Below are 15,164 nucleotides of genomic sequence, written 5' to 3'. Positions count from 1 at the left end.
GGCTTACACTTTTGCGAGCAAGCGGATTCTAAACCTGCCGGTTCGCCATCAGTGGTTGGGTGGCCTGATGCCGCCCGTTGCCATGTCGATGGTTATGCTGCCGGAAATCCTGACATCGGTATCGCCGATCTTGAACGTGCCGTTGCTGCCGGCGGGCAGCGCGTCGTCCGGTTCCGGCTGTGGCGCAGGCTTGGCGATGCGATAATCGCCGCTGACGCCAGGCAATTTCTGCGTCGAGCCGTCGTCGGCAAAAGCCGATGTGCTGCCAATCAGAGCGCCAGCGAGAGCGGCGAGGCCGATGCGCAAATGTCTGGATTGCCGGTGCGTCGTCATTCGCCAACTATAGAGGCGCGCTGGGAGCGAGGCCAGACGCGCAGCAATCAAATTGCCGCGCGGTCGCTGTCATGCCGCCTTCTTGCGCGTGTCGTAAACATGGTCGACGAGGCCCCAGGCCTTGGCCTCCTCGGCGGTCATGAAGTAGTCGCGATCGAGCGTGCGCTCGACCTCTTCGTAGCTGCGGCCGCAATGCCTGGCGTAGAGTTCCGTCATATGGCGCTTGGTGCGCAGGATGTCTTCGGCATGGCGCTGGATGTCGGAGGCCTGGCCCTGGAAGCCGCCGAGCGGCTGATGCAGGACGATCCTGGTGTTGGGCAGAGCGATGCGCCGGCCGGGCGAGCCGGCCATCAAAAGGAAAGAGGCCATCGAGGCCGCAAAGCCCATGCATACCGTCGACACCGGGCAGGAGATGTACTGCATCGTGTCGTAGATGGCGAAGCCGCTGGTCACCACGCCGCCCGGCGAGTTGATGTAGATCGATATCTCCTTGTCGGGATGGTCCGATTCCAGCGACAGCAACTGTGCGCAGACCAGCGCCGACATGCCGTCATTGATCTCGCCGTTGATGAAGACGATGCGCTCGCGCAGCAGCCGCGAGAAAATGTCGAAGGCGCGTTCGCCGCGGCTCGACTGCTCGATCACCATCGGCACCAGATTGGCAAAGGCGCTCGTAGCCAAGTCTCCTCGGTTGATCAGGCCGCGCGCAGCATCATGCATGGCGCATTGGCGGCGGTTGCGTTCTTGCGCGCGTCGAGCGAAAGGCCGCAGCCGGCACCGGCAACGGCGAGGACAGGCTGCGCCACCGGCACGAAGCCGTCATGGACGATGCTGAGATGCGTGCCGCCGGAGACCGTACGCGCAAGTGTAAAGGTGACGATGCTATCGAATGCCGGCAGATGGTCGGCATCTTCGGCACTTGGCCGCTCGCGCCAGGAATAGCGCAGCAGCTTGCCGGGCTCGGCGTCGAGCACTTCGCAGTCGATTGCTGAGCCTGGTCCGGCAAAGGCGAAGCGCTTACCGGTCTCTGGCCTGATGTCGTTCGGCATCATCCAGGCGGCGAGCAGCTCCGGCTCGGTCAGCGCCCGCCACACCTTTTCCGGCGGGTCGGCAAGCTCGCATTCGAAGCTGAGCGGCGCATCGGTCGCTGTCGGGTGTTTTGTAGCCGTCATTGGTCCATTTCCTTCAGAACCGCCTTCAACCTCTCGATGCGCTCCGGCCAGAAGGCGCGGTAGCGTTCGATCCAGCCGAGCAGGGGATCGAGCCCTTGCGGGTCGGCGCGATAATAGGCGTTGCGGCCGGCGCGCCGCTCGACCACGAGGCCGGCGCCGCGCAGCACGGCCAGGTGCTGCGAGACCGCGGGCTGCGATACGCTCATACCGGCGCGCAACTCGGACACCGTCCTCTCGCCGGCTGCCAACCGCTCATAGACGGCGCGGCGGGTAGGATCGGCCAAGGCCCGGAAAATCTCTGTCTCGATCATGGTAAAAGCATAAGTCGATACTTATCGATTTGGCAAGCCGCTATTTGATCGCCATATCGAGATACGGTGGCCTGGCCATGCCTTTGCTGACATTCCTTGACAGAGGCGGTGGCTGGAACTAGAACGAAAAGAGAACAAAAACCTTGTGGGAAAAGCCAGCCTTTGCGGGCGGCGGAGACTCACAGGCTGTAAGGTGCGGCAACATAGATTTTGTTTCGGATGAGCGCGGAGAAGTATCATGGCGGGTAGCGTCAACAAGGTCATTCTGGTCGGCAACCTCGGCGCGGACCCTGAAATCCGCCGCCTGAATTCGGGCGATCCGGTCGTCAACATCCGCGTCGCCACTTCGGAAAGCTGGCGCGACAAGAATTCCGGTGAGCGCAAGGAAAAGACCGAGTGGCATAACGTCGTCATCTTCAACGATCAGCTCGCCAAGGTGGCCGAGCAGTATTTGAAGAAGGGCATGAAGGTCTATGTCGAGGGCCAGTTGCAGACGCGCAAATGGCAGGACCAGACCGGCAACGACCGCTACACGACCGAGATCGTGCTGCAGAAATTCCGCGGCGAGCTGCAGATGCTCGATGCGCGCGGTGAGGGTGGCGGCCAGGTCGGCAACTATGCCGGTGGCGGCAACAGCCGTGGTTCCGATTTCGGCCAGTCCGGCCCGAACGAAGGTTTTAGCCGTGGCGGCGGCGGCGGTTCCAAGGGCGGTGGCGGCGGTTCGTCGCGCGAGCTGGACGACGAGATTCCGTTCTGAGCATAAAGGTCGCGATGATCGTTTGAGGAGAGGCGATGTCGCTGGACCGCTTCTGTCGGCGCCGCCTCCCATTCCGTGGCACGCTTTCGCAGCCATTGCAGCGCTCGCCGTCGGCGGCGCTCAATTGGCGCTGCCGAAAGGAACGATCCGCCATCGCGTGATGGGCTATGTTTGGGCGGCGCTGATGCCGGTCATCGCCGTCTCTAGCTTCTGGATTCAGCAAATCCGCCTGATCGGGCCGTTCAGCCCGATCCATCTCCTGTCGATCCTGGTGCTGGTGACGGCGCCGCTGGCGGTGTGGTATGCGCACGCCCATAAGGTGGCCGCGCATCGCAGCGTCATGATGAAACTCTATGTTTTCGCCCTGGTCGGCGCCGGTATCTTCACGCTGCTGCCTGGCCGCATCATGCACGCAGTCGTGTTCGGTCAATAGGGCGGTATTGCAAGGAGGTCATCGTGAAAGCACGCGTCAAATGGGTCGAGGAACGCACCTTTGTCGGCGAGTCCGGCAGCGGTCACAAGGTCGTGCTGGGCACGGCGCATGGGCCGGAAGGCAGGACGCCGGGGCCAAGCCCGATGGAACTGGTGCTGATCGGCACTGGCGGCTGCTCGGCCTATGATGTCGTCCATATCCTCGAGAAGGGCCGCGAAGCGGTCGAGGACTGCGTGGTCGAGCTCGACGCCGATCGCGCCGAGACCGAGCCGCGCGTCTTCACCCGCATCCACATGCATTTCATCGTCAAGGGCCGAGCCCTGTCGCGAGACAAGGTGAAACGTGCGATCGATCTGTCGATCGAGAAATACTGCTCGGCCACCGCGATGATGGCCAAGACGGCGACGGTCACGCATGATTTCGAGGTGGTCGATACGGTGCAGAAATAGGCAGTAGGCAGTAGGCAGCAGCCAGTAGGGATATTGCTCAGGCCGCCATCAGCGCCCTGACGCCGTCCGCCACGAACTGCACCGCCAACGCCGCAAGGATGACGCCGAGCAGCCTCGTCAGGATCGAGCGGCCGGTCTGGCCGAGGATGCGATCGATGCGCTCGGCCAGCACGAACACCAGATAGGTGAGGACAAGGCAGATCGCGATGATGCCGACCAGCGCGGCTTGAGCGCCAAAACCCTCGAAATGTCCCGACAGCAGCACGGTCGCCGAGATCGCGCCCGGGCCGGCGATCAGCGGGATCGCCAGCGGGAAGGCGGCGATGTTGTGGATCATGTCCTTGGTGATGGCGACGTCGCCGATCTTCTCCTTGCGGTCCTGACGCCGCTCGAACACCATTTCGAAGGCGATGAAGAAAAGCAGGAAGCCGCCGGCCACACGAAAGGCCGGCAGCGTGATGCCGAACACCGACAGGATCGAGGCGCCGGCGACGGCGAACAGCGCCATCACCAGGAAGCCGATCACCGAAGCGCGCACCGAGACCTGCTGGCGCTCATCGCGGTTCATGCCTCGCGTGACGGCGAGAAAGAGCGGCGCCAGCCCGGGCGGGTCGATGGTCACCAGGATGGTGACGAAGGCGTTGAACAGGCTGTCGAAGCTCGGCATCGCTGGTCCCCTCCCGCCGGGCGACGCCCAAGCCCCGCAATTGGTAGAGCAAAGCCGGAGCGGTGGGAACAGGCGGAAGGGGAAATCAGCCGGCTATTGGGCTTTGCTGCAACAGGCTTCCATGCGATACCCGTCCGGGTCGATGACGAACGCCGCATAGTAGTTGTCGCCGTAGGCGGCGCGCAGGCCGGGCGGGCCATTGTCCTGGCCGCCCTCGCGCAACGCCGCCGCATGAAATGCATCGACGCCGGCGCGCGTCGGCGCGGCGAAGCAGAAATGCAGGCCGGAGTCTTTGTCGGCCGGCACCGGGCGGCCGGCCTCGTTGACCCAGAGCTCCACCGTTTTCGCGCCGTAGCCGAGCGAGCCAGGCGACTGGCTGAGGCAGGAATAGCCGAGCGGCTGCAGGGCGGCGTCGTAGAAGCGTTTCGAGGCGTTGGCGTCGCGGACGCCGATCGAGATATGGTCGAGCATGGTTTTCTCCATGATTACAGGTGGTTGACTGCTCAGGCTGGAGTCGCGCGACGGGCGAGGAACTCGACCTCGATGCGCCAAGTTGCGCCGCCGTCATGCGAACGTTCGCCCAGCCAGCGGAACGAGCTTTCGGTGATGCGCGAAAAGCTCCAGCGCACCGAGGAGCCGGTGTCGTCGGCGCCTTGCTGCACTATCATGTCGTCTTCGGCGCGGCCGAGCTGCCGGCTGTAATACTGGTTACGGGGATCGTTCCAGAAGATGTGCCAGGCGTCCACGCCGGGATCGTAGACGCGCAGCCACGCGCAGCGTCGTGCCGTAGAAGGTCCATGGCCCGAGCGATGGCGAGGGACCGGCATCGCGCGCGGGCAGGATCCAGACGTCCTGGACGGCCTTGCCTTCCAGGACCCAGCCGAAATGCACCTCGCCGCGTCCGGTTAGTTTGGTGCCGTCCTCTAAAGTGCGCGTGGCGTCGAACGTCCAGGCGCCGATGAAGCGGCCGTAGAGTTTCAGCTTTTCGGCGAGATCCGGGTTGGGGCCGTCGCTGTGCAGGGCTTCGGCAAAGGGGTCGGTCATGGCTGCTGCCTCGTTTGTCAGGAGAGGCCGAGCAATAGGCGCATGGCGGGGTTCTGCGCTTGGGAAAAATTGCTATCTTCCATGTGATGACGACGACCGCGAAAAACCTTGCGTCGGGTCGAGGTTGGCAGGTATCCGACGTGATCTGCACCGCCGGCGCCGGCGACAAGCCGTTCGAGGAACAGCAACGCAGCTTCTGCGTCGCCGCCGTGACCAGGGGCACGTTCCGCTACCGGACGGGCCAGGGCATGGCGGTGCTTGCTCCCGGCGCCATCCTGCTCGGCAATCCCGGCGCCTGCTACGAATGCGGCCACGAGCATGGCGCCGGCGATCGCTGCCTCTCCTTCCATTTTTCTCCCGCCTACATGGAGCGCCTGGTCGCGGATGTGCCGGGCGCGAAGCGGCTTGGCTTCGCCGGTCCGCGCCTGACGCCCTTGCCGGCGCTGGCGCCGTTGCTGGCGCAAGCGGAGGCCGCGCGGGAAACGGCCGACAGCGAGGCATTCGAGGAACTTGGGCTGCGCATTGCCGGCGCGGTTGTCGGGGCTGCGGCGGATACGTCCGAGATTGCCCGGGCACCCAGCCGGCGCGACCAGAAACGCGTTGCCGAAGCGGTGCGCCTGATCGAGCTCAATGCCGGGCGGCCGCTATCGCTGGCCGAACTCGCCGACGGCACTGCGACCAGCCCCTATCATTTCCTGCGCACGTTCCGGCAGGTCGCCGGTATGACGCCATACCAATTCCTGTTGAGGACCAGGCTGCACCGCGCCGCGGTGCGGCTGCGCGCGTCGGACGAGGCGATCTCGACAATCGCTTTCGACGCCGGCTTCAACGATCTGTCGACCTTCAACCGCCGGTTCCGGCGCAAGATGGGCGAGGCTCCCGGCGCCTATCGCGCCAAACGGGCGGGCGGACGCGGACGTTAGCCAAAGCGGTTCGATATCGCCGACCTTGCCCAGCAAGCGCGAAATGCAGCTTGGCCATATCGTCGCAATCAGCGATATCCATTTGAAATTGCCATCAAAATTGTCTCTGGAAAAGTGTCGCCGCCATTGGAGTTTCAGCCCGGCTTCCTATATAAGCGGCGAGTGATTCCTGACTGGATTGTGACCTGATTTGACCGACCAGAAGACACCGCGCGGGCCGGAGGGCGGCCCCACCGGCATCGAGCCGATTTCGATCATCGAGGAGATGCAGCGCTCCTATCTCGATTACGCCATGAGCGTGATCGTCAGCCGCGCGCTGCCCGACGTGCGCGACGGCTTGAAGCCAGTGCATCGCCGCATCCTCTACGCCTCGCATGAGAGCGGCTACCACTGGAACCGCAAATATGTGAAGTCGGCGCGCCCGGTCGCCGACGTGATGGGTAAATACCATCCGCATGGCGACGCCTCGATCTACGACGCGCTGGTTCGCATGGCGCAGGACTGGTCGCTGCGCGTGCCGCTGATCGACGGTCAAGGCAATTTTGGTTCGATCGACGGCGATCCGCCGGCGGCGATGCGCTACACCGAGTCCCGGCTGACCAAGGTCGCGCATGAATTGCTGGAGGATATCGACAAGGAAACCGTCGATTTCCAGGACACTTACGATGCGTCAGGCAGTGAGCCGAAGGTCCTGCCGGCGCGCTTCCCCAATCTTCTCGTCAACGGCTCCGGCGGCATCGCCGTCGGCATGGCAACCAACATCCCTCCGCACAATCTGGCCGAGGTCTGCAACGGCGCCATCGCCATCATCGACAATCCGGCAATCGATCTGCCGTCGCTGATGGAAATCGTGCCCGGTCCGGATTTCCCGACCGGCGGCATCGTGCTCGGCCGCTCCGGCATCTACAACGCCTATTCGACGGGCCGCGGCTCGATCGTTATGCGCGGCCGCGTCAATATCGAGGCGCGCGGCAACGATCGTGAATCGATCATCGTCACCGAGATTCCCTACCAGGTGAACAAGGCGTCGATGATCGAGAAGATGGCCGAACTGGTGCGCGACAAGCGCATCGAGGGCATCTCCGACATCCGCGACGAGAGCGATCGCCAGGGCTACCGCGTCGTCATCGAACTGAAGCGCGAGGCGGTCGCCGACGTCATCCTGAACCAGCTTTACCGTTTCACGCCGCTGCAGACCTCGTTCGGCGCCAACATGGTGGCGCTGAACGGCGGCAAGCCGGAAGTGCTGACGCTGATCGACATGCTGAAGGCTTTCGTCGGCTTCCGCGAGGAGGTGATCAGCCGGCGCACGAAGTACCTTTTGCGGAAGGCTCGTGAGAGGGCTCATGTGTTGGTCGGTCTTGCCATCGCGGTCGCCAACATCGACGAGGTGATCAAGCTGATCCGCACCGCGCCCGACCCGCAGACGGCGCGCGAGCAGTTGATGGAACGGCGCTGGCCATCCCACGACGTCGCTCCGCTCATCCAGCTGATCGATGATCCGCGCCACCGCATCAACGAGGACGGCACCTACAATCTCTCCGAAGAGCAGGCACGCGCCATCCTCGATCTGCGCCTGCAGCGTCTGACCGCGCTCGGCCGCGACGAGATCGCCGACGAATTGAACAAGATCGGCGCCGAAATCGTTGATTACCTTGACATTTTGTCTTCCCGCGCGCGCATCCAGCAGATCGTCAAGGACGAGCTGATCGCGGTGCGCGACGAGTTCGGCACGCCGCGCCGCACCGAGCTCGCCGAAGGCGGGGCGGACATGGAAGACGAGGACCTGATCCAGCGCGAGGACATGGTCGTGACGGTGAGCCATTCTGGCTACATCAAGCGCGTGCCGCTCTCGCTCTACCGGGCGCAGCGCCGCGGCGGCAAGGGCCGCTCCGGCATGTCGACCAAGGAAGAGGATTTCGTCACCCGGCTGTTCGTCGCCAACACGCACACGCCCGTGCTGTTCTTCTCTTCGCGCGGCATCGTCTACAAGGAAAAGGTCTGGCGCCTCCCGGTCGGCAACCCGCAGTCGCGCGGCAAGGCGCTGATCAACATGCTGCCGCTCGAGCAGGGCGAACGCATCACCACCATCATGCCGCTGCCCGAGGACGAGACGAGCTGGGGCGAGCTCGACGTGATGTTCGCCACCACGCGCGGCACGGTGCGGCGCAACAAGCTGTCCGACTTCGTCCAGGTCAACCGCAACGGCAAGATCGCGATGAAGCTGGAGGAAGAGGGCGACGAGATCCTCGGCGTCGAGACCTGCACCGACAATGACGACGTGCTTCTGACGGCGAATTCCGGCCAGTGCATCCGCTTCCCGGTCTCCGACGTGCGCGTCTTCCAGAGCCGCAACTCCGTCGGCGTGCGCGGCATCGCCATGGCCGAGACGGACCGTGTGATCTCGATGTCTATCATCGAGCATGTCGATGCTTCGCCTGCCGAACGCGCCGCTTACCTGAAGCGTGCGGCGGCCGAGCGCCGCCTTGCCGTCGGGACGGCCGGCGAGGAGGAAGAAATCGCGCTGACCAATGAGGAGATCGGTGAGGAGGCGGAACTTTCCGACGAGCGCTACGAATTCCTCAAGATGCATGAGCAGCTTGTGCTGACGGTGACCGAATATGGCTACGGCAAGCGTTCGTCGTCCTATGATTTCCGCCTGACGGGCCGCGGCGGCAAGGGCATCCGCGCCACCGATGTCTCGAAGGTGGCCGAGATCGGGCGGCTCGTCGCGACCTTCCCGGTCGGCAATGACGATCAGATCATGCTGGTTTCGGACGGCGGCACTGTCATCCGTGTGCCGGTGGAAGGCATTCGTTTCGCCAGCCGCGCCACCAAGGGCGTGACCATCTTCAACACGGCCGAAGGTGAGAAAGTGGTGTCGGTCGAGCGGATTTCGGAGCCGCAGTCGGACGAGGAAGCCGAAGAAGCGCCTTCGGGTGAAGCTGGCTCCGCAGAAGATGCGGGCGAGGGAAACCCCGAATAGGCTTTGGCTACGCGCCATCGGCCCTCTGGGCCGGTGCGATCATGGCTGGAAATCAGAAGCGACGGTAAACGTTGCGGGCGACGAAGCCATCGAGGCGCTTGGTGTTGGCCTTGACGCGCACCCGCGCTGCTTCCTGATGCAACCCGAATGCGGTGGCGATCAGCATCACGATGGTCATTGCAGTGGCAAGCATGTAGATCAGCATTTGCGTGTTCTCCTGCGCTCACAACGATAAAGATGGTGCTTTGGTTTCATCTCCTGAAGCGGCAACCTAGTGAACGCTGCGTGAAGCATTCGTGATTGTCGCATTCATCTGTCGTTCATGTCCGTGAAAAGGTTCACGAGCGGGCACATCAATGGGATTTGCCTTTGTTTGAGAGGCTCGCTAGAAGCCTGCCATGACTGAACGCACCGCCCTTTATGCCGGCTCCTTCGATCCGCTGACCAACGGCCATCTCGATGTCTTGAAGGCCTCGCTTGCCGTGGCCGATACGGTCTACGCGGCGATCGGCATCCACCCCGGCAAGACGCCGCTGTTTTCCTTCGAGGAACGCGTCAAGCTGATCGAGACCGCGACCAGGGCCGAGTTCGGCAGCGACAGCGGCCGCATCAAGGTCGTCTCGTTCGATGGCCTCGTCATCGACGCCGCCAGGAAGCATGGCGCATCGATCATCATCCGCGGCCTGCGCGACGGCACCGATCTCGACTACGAGATGCAGATGGCCGGCATGAACGAAACCATGGCGCCGGAGCTGCAGACGGTTTTCCTGCCCGCCAGCCCTTCCGTGCGCACCATTACCGCCACACTCGTGCGCCAGATTGCGTCGATGGGCGGTGACATCCGCCCATTCGTGCCGGCGGCGGTTGCCGGCGCGCTCACCGCCAAATTCGCAAAGTAATCTTTTCGGAGATCCCAATGCAGCTGAAAAAGCTCGCTTCGTTCCTTGTCGTGCTTGCCGGCCTTTTGGCGGCGTCCTTCCCTGCCTTCGCCGCCGACAAGGAAAACACGATGATCATCACGCTGAAGGACGGCGACGTGACCATCGCTCTGCGTCCCGATCTCGCGCCCAAGCACGTCGCGCAGATCAAGAAGCTGGTGCGCGAGGGCGCCTATGACAATGTCGCCTTCCATCGCGTGATCGACGGCTTCATGGCGCAGACCGGCGACGTGAAGTTCGGCAACATGAAGAAGGGTTTCAATCCCGAAGCCGTCGGCACCGGCGGTTCCGATCTTCCCGACCTGCCGGCCGAGTTCTCGCAGACCGAGCAATTCACCCGCGGTGTCGTCGGCATGGCCCGCTCGCAGGACCCGAATTCGGCCAATTCACAGTTCTTCATCATGTTCGCGCCGGCGCCGAACCTCGACGGCCAGTACACCATCGTCGGCAAGGTCGAGAGCGGCATGGACCTTATCGACAAGATCAAGAAGGGCGATGAGGCGGACAACGGCACCGTCACCGACCCGGACCGCATGATCAAGGTCCGCATCGCCGCCGACGGCAAATAACTTCCCGCAATTTTCAAAAGGATTTTCTGACATGGCTGAGATCAAGGATCGCGAGAACGCGCTCATCATGGAAACGACCAAGGGCCCGGTCGTCATCGAGATGTATCCCGACCTGGCGCCCGGCCACGTCGCCCGCATCAAGGAACTGGCGCGCGAGGGCGCCTATGACGGCGTGGTGTTCCATCGCGTCATCGACGGCTTCATGGCGCAGACCGGCGACGTCAAGTTCGGCAATTCGAGCAAGCCGACCTTCGCGCCATCCCGCGCGGGCATGGGCGGCTCGGACAAGCCCGACCTGAAGGCCGAATTCTCCAACGCCAATCACGGCCGCGGCACCTGCTCGATGGCCCGCGCGCAGAACCCGAACTCGGCCAACTCGCAGTTCTTCATCTGCTTCGACGACGCTTCCTTCCTCAACCGCCAGTACACGGTCTGGGGCCAGGTCATCGAAGGCATGGAGAATGTCGACAAGATCAAGCGCGGCGAGCCGGTGCAGGATCCCGACAAGATCGTGTCGCTGAAGGTCGCGGCCGACGTCAAGTAAGGCATAACGATGATGGGCGCAGTCTGGTCCCTGCTTGGCATCCTGTCCGGCGCCTTCATCGCCATCCAGGCGCCGATCAACTCGCAATTGGCGCGCGGCCTCGGCCTTCCGGTCGCGGCCGCCGCCTTTTCGTTCCTGTCGGGTGCCGTCGTGCTCGGCATCATCGCGGTCGCCGTGGTGAAGCTGCAGGGCATCTCGCTGGACTGGAAGGCGCCGGCGCCGTGGCTGTTCGTTGCCGGCGGCGTGCTCGGCGGCTTCTATGTCACGCTCTCCACCATCCTTACGCCGCGCATCGGCGCCGCCGCGCTGATGGCCTTCCTGGTCGCCGGCCAGCTGATCGCCGGCATGCTCGTCGATCGCGCCGGCTTCCTCGGCGTCGCGGTGCGCGAGATTTCGCTTGGCCGCGTTGCCGGGGCCGTGTTGCTGCTCGCCGGAGCGCTGCTCATCCGGCTGTTCTGATGCGCGTCGGTCTGTTCGACTTCGATCTGCCGGAGGAGCGCATCGCGCTGCGCCCGGCGGAGCCGCGCGACAGCGCCAGGATGCTGCTCGTCAGGCCCGGCCAAGGTCTCGATGATCGAACGGTGCGCGATCTGCCGTCGCTGCTTAAGGACGGCGATGTGCTGGTGTTCAACGACACCAAGGTCATTCCGGCGCAGCTAAAAGGAATCCGCAGGCGCGGCGAGGCGATGGCACAGGTCGAGGCCACGCTGCACATGCGGGTGACGCCGGATCGCTGGAAGGCTTTCATGCGGCCGGGCAAACGCATCGCTGTCGGCGACCGCATCCATTTCGGCCATGACCAGAATTCCTGTTTCCTCGGCCAGCTCGATGCGACAGTGATCGAAAAGGGCGAAGCGGGCGAGGCGCTGCTCGGATTCGACCTCTCCGGCCCGTTCCTCGACGAGGCAATGCACGCCGTCGGTCACATTCCGTTGCCGCCCTACATCGCCTCGAAGCGCGACGATGACGAGCGCGACCGCAGCGACTACCAGACCATCTATGCCAGGGAAGAGGGCGCTGTCGCCGCCCCTACCGCGGGGTTGCATTTCACGCCGGAGCTGTTCGCAGCGCTCGACGCCAAGGGTATCGAGCGCCGCTTCGTCACGCTCCATGTCGGGGCCGGCACCTTCCTGCCGGTGAAGGCCGACGATACTTCCGACCACAAGATGCATGCGGAAATAGGCTCGGTAAGTCCTGAGACGGCGGCTGCGCTCAACGCCGCAAAGGCGCGGGGAGGGCGGATCGTCGCCGTCGGCACGACGTCGCTGCGCCTCCTGGAGAGCGCTGCGCTGGAAGACGGCAGGATCGAGGCCTGGTCCGGACCGACCGATATATTCATCACGCCCGGCTACCGTTTCCGGACGGCCGACATGTTGATGACCAATTTCCATCTGCCGCGCTCGACGCTGTTCATGCTGGTCTCGGCCTTCAGCGGGCTGGAGACGATGCGTTCGGCCTATGCGCATGCCATCGAGAGCCGCTACAGGTTCTACTCCTACGGAGACTCCAGCCTGCTTTTCCGAGCGGAGACGCCCGAAAAGGAACTCAATGACTAACGTTTTCTCCTTCAAGCTGCTCGCCACCGACGGCAAGGCGCGGCGCGGCGTAATCAGCATGCCGCGCGGCGAGATCCGCACGCCGGCCTTCATGCCGGTCGGCACCGGCGGCACCGTCAAGGCCATGTATATGGACCAGGTGCGCGGCGTCGGCTCCGACATCATCCTCGGCAACACCTATCACCTGATGCTCAGGCCAGGCGCCGAGCGCGTGGCGAAGCTCGGCGGCCTGCATGAGTTCGCGCGCTGGCCGCACCCGATCCTGACCGATAGCGGCGGCTTCCAGGTCATGTCGCTGTCGAAGCTCAGGAAGCTGACCGAGAAGGGCGTCACCTTTCGCTCGCATATCGACGGCGCGCCCTACGAGATGTCCCCGGAGCGGTCGATCGAGATCCAGGGGCTGCTCGATTCCGATATTCAGATGCAGCTTGACGAATGCACCGCGTTGCCGGCCAAGCCGACGGAAATCGAGCGCGCGATGGAACTGTCGCTGCGCTGGGCCGAGCGCTGCAAGACCGCGTTCAGCGACCAGCCGGGCAAGGCGATGTTCGGCATCGTCCAGGGCGGCGACAGTGCGGTCATGCGCGTGCGCTCGGCGCAGGCGCTGAAGGCGATGGACCTGAAGGGTTACGCGGTCGGCGGGCTGGCGGTGGGCGAGCCTCAGGCGGTTATGCTGGAGATGCTGGACATAACCTGCCCGGAACTGCCGGCCGACAGGCCGCGCTATCTGATGGGCGTCGGCACGCCGGACGACATATTGAAGTCGGTGGCGCGCGGCATCGACATGTTCGATTGCGTGATGCCGACGCGCGCCGGCCGCCATGGGCTTGCCTATACGCGCCGCGGCAAGATCAACCTGCGCAATGCCCGCCATGCCGACGATCCGCGTCCGCTGGACGAGGAAAGCGATTGCCCCGCCGCGCGCGACTATTCGCGCGCCTATCTGCATCATCTCGTGCGCTCACAGGAATCGCTCGGCGCAATGCTGCTCACCTGGAACAACCTGTCCTACTATCAGAAGCTGATGCAGGACATCCGCGCAGCGATCGAGGCAAAAGCCTTCGAGACGCGCGTTGCCGAGATTTCGGAAGGCTGGGCGAGGGGCGATATTCCGGCCACGGCCCGGTCCTAATCGCGTTTGTCTGAACTGTTTTTGGTGCGCAACTTTACCTGCTGGCGCCATTCTTCAAAAGTCATCCACCCGCGCCGCTGATTGAACCACTCGGTCTCAAGCTGATCCCGGATCTTGGCGTTTGCCGGTTTGAGCATTTCAAAGCCGTACCGGCGATTGGCCTCGTCCAATAGCCCGCGCCTTGCACCCTTATTGCTGCAATCCTCCGGAAGAGGGAATAGGGCCGCAATATGCGCCTTAATTCGACCGACGATTCCGAGACCTATGAAGCCGATGTTGTTGTATGAGTCGCAATAATCTACCCAAAGATCAGGATCATTGCTTTTGATATGCTCCAACAAAACAATGACCTGCTCTTCGTTCCATTCGACGTAACCATTAACAATTTGCCGATGTTTCTTTATGTGAGCTAACAGCTTTTCTCTGCGCAAGAGTCGGTTTTCGGGTTGCCACATGGAAAAGTGAAAAGTGCGTTCGTTCGCAAATCGAAAATCAACTGCGCCAGCGCGATAGTGCTTTCGATGTAAGCCGGGAAACAATTCCTCAATGAATGAACAAATGCGATCACTCATCTCACTGGAAATGAACCCATTTTTGTCCTCGGCATCAAGATAGGACTGCCATTCTTCGGAATAGCGTTCCTGGTAGGACGTGATGATGAGCTTGATCTCCTCGGGGGTCCATTCCTTGATTCCTGAAATTCGACCCGGAAAGGTTGTGCGAATTTTGAATGGGATTGACGCAGGCGCTTCGATCTCAGGCATCGTCTGCTACTTCGTTTGAGACGGATTTCTACAGCCTGAATTATCATTTTTGAGGCGGCGATTCTATTTGAGTATTCTAGGTGCTGACTGAGTTCGCCGCCCGTAGGCTGCAGCCGGTGATCTTGAAGCTGCCGTCCGGCTGCTGCTCCAGCGTATAGACCGCCTCATAGTCCTTGCCGTCGGGCCCGACGATCAGCACCTGCTGGATGATCGAGCCCGGTCCGGTCTGCTCGACCTTCCCGAAAGAGTAGCTCTGCGGCCTGCGCACCGGCGCATAGCCGTTGGTCACCATGTTCATGAAGGTGTCGACGGTCGGGAAGATCCGCTTCACGTTCGGCGCGGCGAAGCTGTAGGCGGTGGCGCCGTCATCGGCGAGGAAGGCTTTCAGCTGGCTGTCGATGACCGTTTGCGCCGCTTTGACCTCGGCGTCGCCGGCAAAGGCGATCGAAGCCACGAGCACTGGAACGAGAGCTAATGCGAACAATAAGCGACGCATGGCCTGCCTCCCCGGAATTCGCTTTGCGAACGCAATCTAACATACGCGCGTCGACGCGCCGCGGTTTCATCGCCGGCGGAAGATTCTTGG

20 protein-coding genes and 1 pseudogene are annotated in these 15,164 nt (G+C 62.9%); 11 read left to right on the top strand and 10 right to left on the bottom strand.

Annotated features, from left to right (window positions below; genetic code table 11):
• Positions 1-48: 48 nt before the first annotated feature.
• The 4 genes from DH10_RS02020 to DH10_RS02005 form a co-directional block, all read right to left on the bottom strand.
• On the bottom strand, positions 49-333 hold the full coding sequence (locus DH10_RS02020) for a hypothetical protein (RefSeq protein WP_192247983.1): 285 nt from the start codon (positions 331-333) through the stop codon (positions 49-51).
• A 69-nt stretch (positions 334-402) separates the two neighbouring features.
• Complete coding sequence (locus tag DH10_RS02015; RefSeq protein ID WP_281396758.1) at positions 403-1,014, bottom strand: ATP-dependent Clp protease proteolytic subunit; 612 nt, start codon at positions 1,012-1,014, stop codon at positions 403-405.
• 14 nt (positions 1,015-1,028) lie between these two features.
• Positions 1,029-1,505: an SRPBCC family protein gene (locus tag DH10_RS02010; protein ID WP_192247989.1), complete on the bottom strand. Its 477-nt coding sequence runs from the start codon at positions 1,503-1,505 to the stop codon at positions 1,029-1,031.
• Positions 1,502-1,816 (bottom strand): ArsR/SmtB family transcription factor, encoded by a 315-nt coding sequence (locus tag DH10_RS02005; protein WP_192247992.1) that lies wholly within the window; start codon positions 1,814-1,816, stop codon positions 1,502-1,504. Before DH10_RS02005 ends, DH10_RS02010 begins: the two co-directional genes overlap by 4 nt.
• 238 nt (positions 1,817-2,054) lie before the next feature.
• Here DH10_RS02005 and ssb point away from each other — a divergent pair, with 238 nt between their 5' ends.
• The 3 genes from ssb (at position 2,055) to DH10_RS01990 (ending at position 3,455) form a co-directional block, all read left to right on the top strand.
• A complete protein-coding gene (gene ssb / locus DH10_RS02000) occupies positions 2,055-2,573 on the top strand; it encodes a single-stranded DNA-binding protein (protein WP_192247996.1) in 519 nt (172 codons plus the stop codon).
• A gap of 124 nt (positions 2,574-2,697) precedes the next feature.
• Positions 2,698-3,006 (top strand): DUF2306 domain-containing protein, encoded by a 309-nt coding sequence (locus tag DH10_RS01995; RefSeq protein WP_425515260.1) that lies wholly within the window; start codon positions 2,698-2,700, stop codon positions 3,004-3,006.
• A 23-nt stretch (positions 3,007-3,029) separates the two neighbouring features.
• Entirely contained in the window at positions 3,030-3,455 is a 426-nt protein-coding gene (locus DH10_RS01990) for an OsmC family protein (protein ID WP_192248002.1), read from the top strand.
• 37 nt (positions 3,456-3,492) lie between these two features.
• Here DH10_RS01990 and DH10_RS01985 read toward each other — a convergent pair whose 3' ends face one another.
• The 3 genes and pseudogenes from DH10_RS01985 to DH10_RS01975 form a co-directional block, all read right to left on the bottom strand.
• Positions 3,493-4,122 (bottom strand): MarC family protein, encoded by a 630-nt coding sequence (locus DH10_RS01985; RefSeq protein ID WP_192248005.1) that lies wholly within the window; start codon positions 4,120-4,122, stop codon positions 3,493-3,495.
• 93 nt (positions 4,123-4,215) lie between these two features.
• Complete coding sequence (locus DH10_RS01980; RefSeq protein ID WP_192248008.1) at positions 4,216-4,593, bottom strand: VOC family protein; 378 nt, start codon at positions 4,591-4,593, stop codon at positions 4,216-4,218.
• 32 nt (positions 4,594-4,625) lie between these two features.
• Positions 4,626-5,166, bottom strand: a pseudogene (locus DH10_RS01975) (hypothetical protein).
• Between the two features lie 86 nt (positions 5,167-5,252).
• On the opposite strand from DH10_RS01975, the gene DH10_RS01970 reads away from it, so the two are divergent.
• Positions 5,253-6,089, top strand: a complete 837-nt coding sequence (locus DH10_RS01970) for a helix-turn-helix transcriptional regulator (protein WP_192384128.1) — start codon at positions 5,253-5,255, stop codon at positions 6,087-6,089.
• Between the two features lie 190 nt (positions 6,090-6,279).
• On the top strand, positions 6,280-9,075 hold the full coding sequence (gene gyrA / locus DH10_RS01965) for a DNA gyrase subunit A (RefSeq protein WP_192384123.1): 2,796 nt from the start codon (positions 6,280-6,282) through the stop codon (positions 9,073-9,075).
• Positions 9,076-9,127: 52 nt separating this feature from the next.
• Here gyrA and DH10_RS01960 read toward each other — a convergent pair whose 3' ends face one another.
• A complete protein-coding gene (locus DH10_RS01960; RefSeq protein ID WP_127301494.1) occupies positions 9,128-9,280 on the bottom strand; it encodes a hypothetical protein in 153 nt (50 codons plus the stop codon).
• Between the two features lie 193 nt (positions 9,281-9,473).
• Here DH10_RS01960 and coaD point away from each other — a divergent pair, with 193 nt between their 5' ends.
• From coaD to tgt, 6 genes are all read left to right on the top strand, one after another.
• A complete protein-coding gene (gene coaD, locus DH10_RS01955) occupies positions 9,474-9,974 on the top strand; it encodes a pantetheine-phosphate adenylyltransferase (RefSeq protein ID WP_192248017.1) in 501 nt (166 codons plus the stop codon).
• 110 nt (positions 9,975-10,084) lie between these two features.
• The gene (locus tag DH10_RS01950; protein ID WP_246506087.1) at positions 10,085-10,582 is read left to right on the top strand and encodes a peptidylprolyl isomerase; all 498 of its coding nucleotides are present in this window, start codon (positions 10,085-10,087) and stop codon (positions 10,580-10,582) included.
• Positions 10,583-10,613: 31 nt separating this feature from the next.
• Complete coding sequence (locus DH10_RS01945) at positions 10,614-11,126, top strand: peptidylprolyl isomerase (RefSeq protein WP_040972289.1); 513 nt, start codon at positions 10,614-10,616, stop codon at positions 11,124-11,126.
• 9 nt (positions 11,127-11,135) lie between these two features.
• Positions 11,136-11,585 carry a DMT family transporter gene (locus tag DH10_RS01940; RefSeq protein ID WP_192248023.1) on the top strand — a complete coding sequence of 150 codons (450 nt, stop codon included), beginning with the start codon at positions 11,136-11,138 and terminating at the stop codon, positions 11,583-11,585.
• Positions 11,585-12,682, top strand: a complete 1,098-nt coding sequence (queA, locus tag DH10_RS01935) for a tRNA preQ1(34) S-adenosylmethionine ribosyltransferase-isomerase QueA (protein ID WP_192248026.1) — start codon at positions 11,585-11,587, stop codon at positions 12,680-12,682. Before DH10_RS01940 ends, queA begins: the two co-directional genes overlap by 1 nt.
• The gene (gene tgt, locus DH10_RS01930) at positions 12,675-13,814 is read left to right on the top strand and encodes a tRNA guanosine(34) transglycosylase Tgt (protein WP_192248029.1); all 1,140 of its coding nucleotides are present in this window, start codon (positions 12,675-12,677) and stop codon (positions 13,812-13,814) included. The genes queA and tgt overlap by 8 nt, the downstream gene beginning before the upstream one ends.
• Here the strand turns inward: tgt and DH10_RS01925 are convergent.
• Positions 13,811-14,578, bottom strand: a complete 768-nt coding sequence (locus tag DH10_RS01925) for a hypothetical protein (RefSeq protein WP_192384122.1) — start codon at positions 14,576-14,578, stop codon at positions 13,811-13,813. The genes tgt and DH10_RS01925 overlap by 4 nt on opposite strands.
• Positions 14,579-14,654: 76 nt before the next feature.
• Entirely contained in the window at positions 14,655-15,074 is a 420-nt protein-coding gene (locus DH10_RS01920; RefSeq protein ID WP_192248035.1) for a DUF4864 domain-containing protein, read from the bottom strand.
• Positions 15,075-15,164 lie beyond the last annotated feature (90 nt).

This window comes from Mesorhizobium silamurunense, from assembly GCF_014843825.1.
In the GTDB taxonomy this organism is placed as follows: Bacteria; Pseudomonadota; Alphaproteobacteria; order Rhizobiales; family Rhizobiaceae; genus Mesorhizobium; species Mesorhizobium silamurunense.
This window is presented reverse-complemented; position numbering and strand designations above follow the sequence as displayed.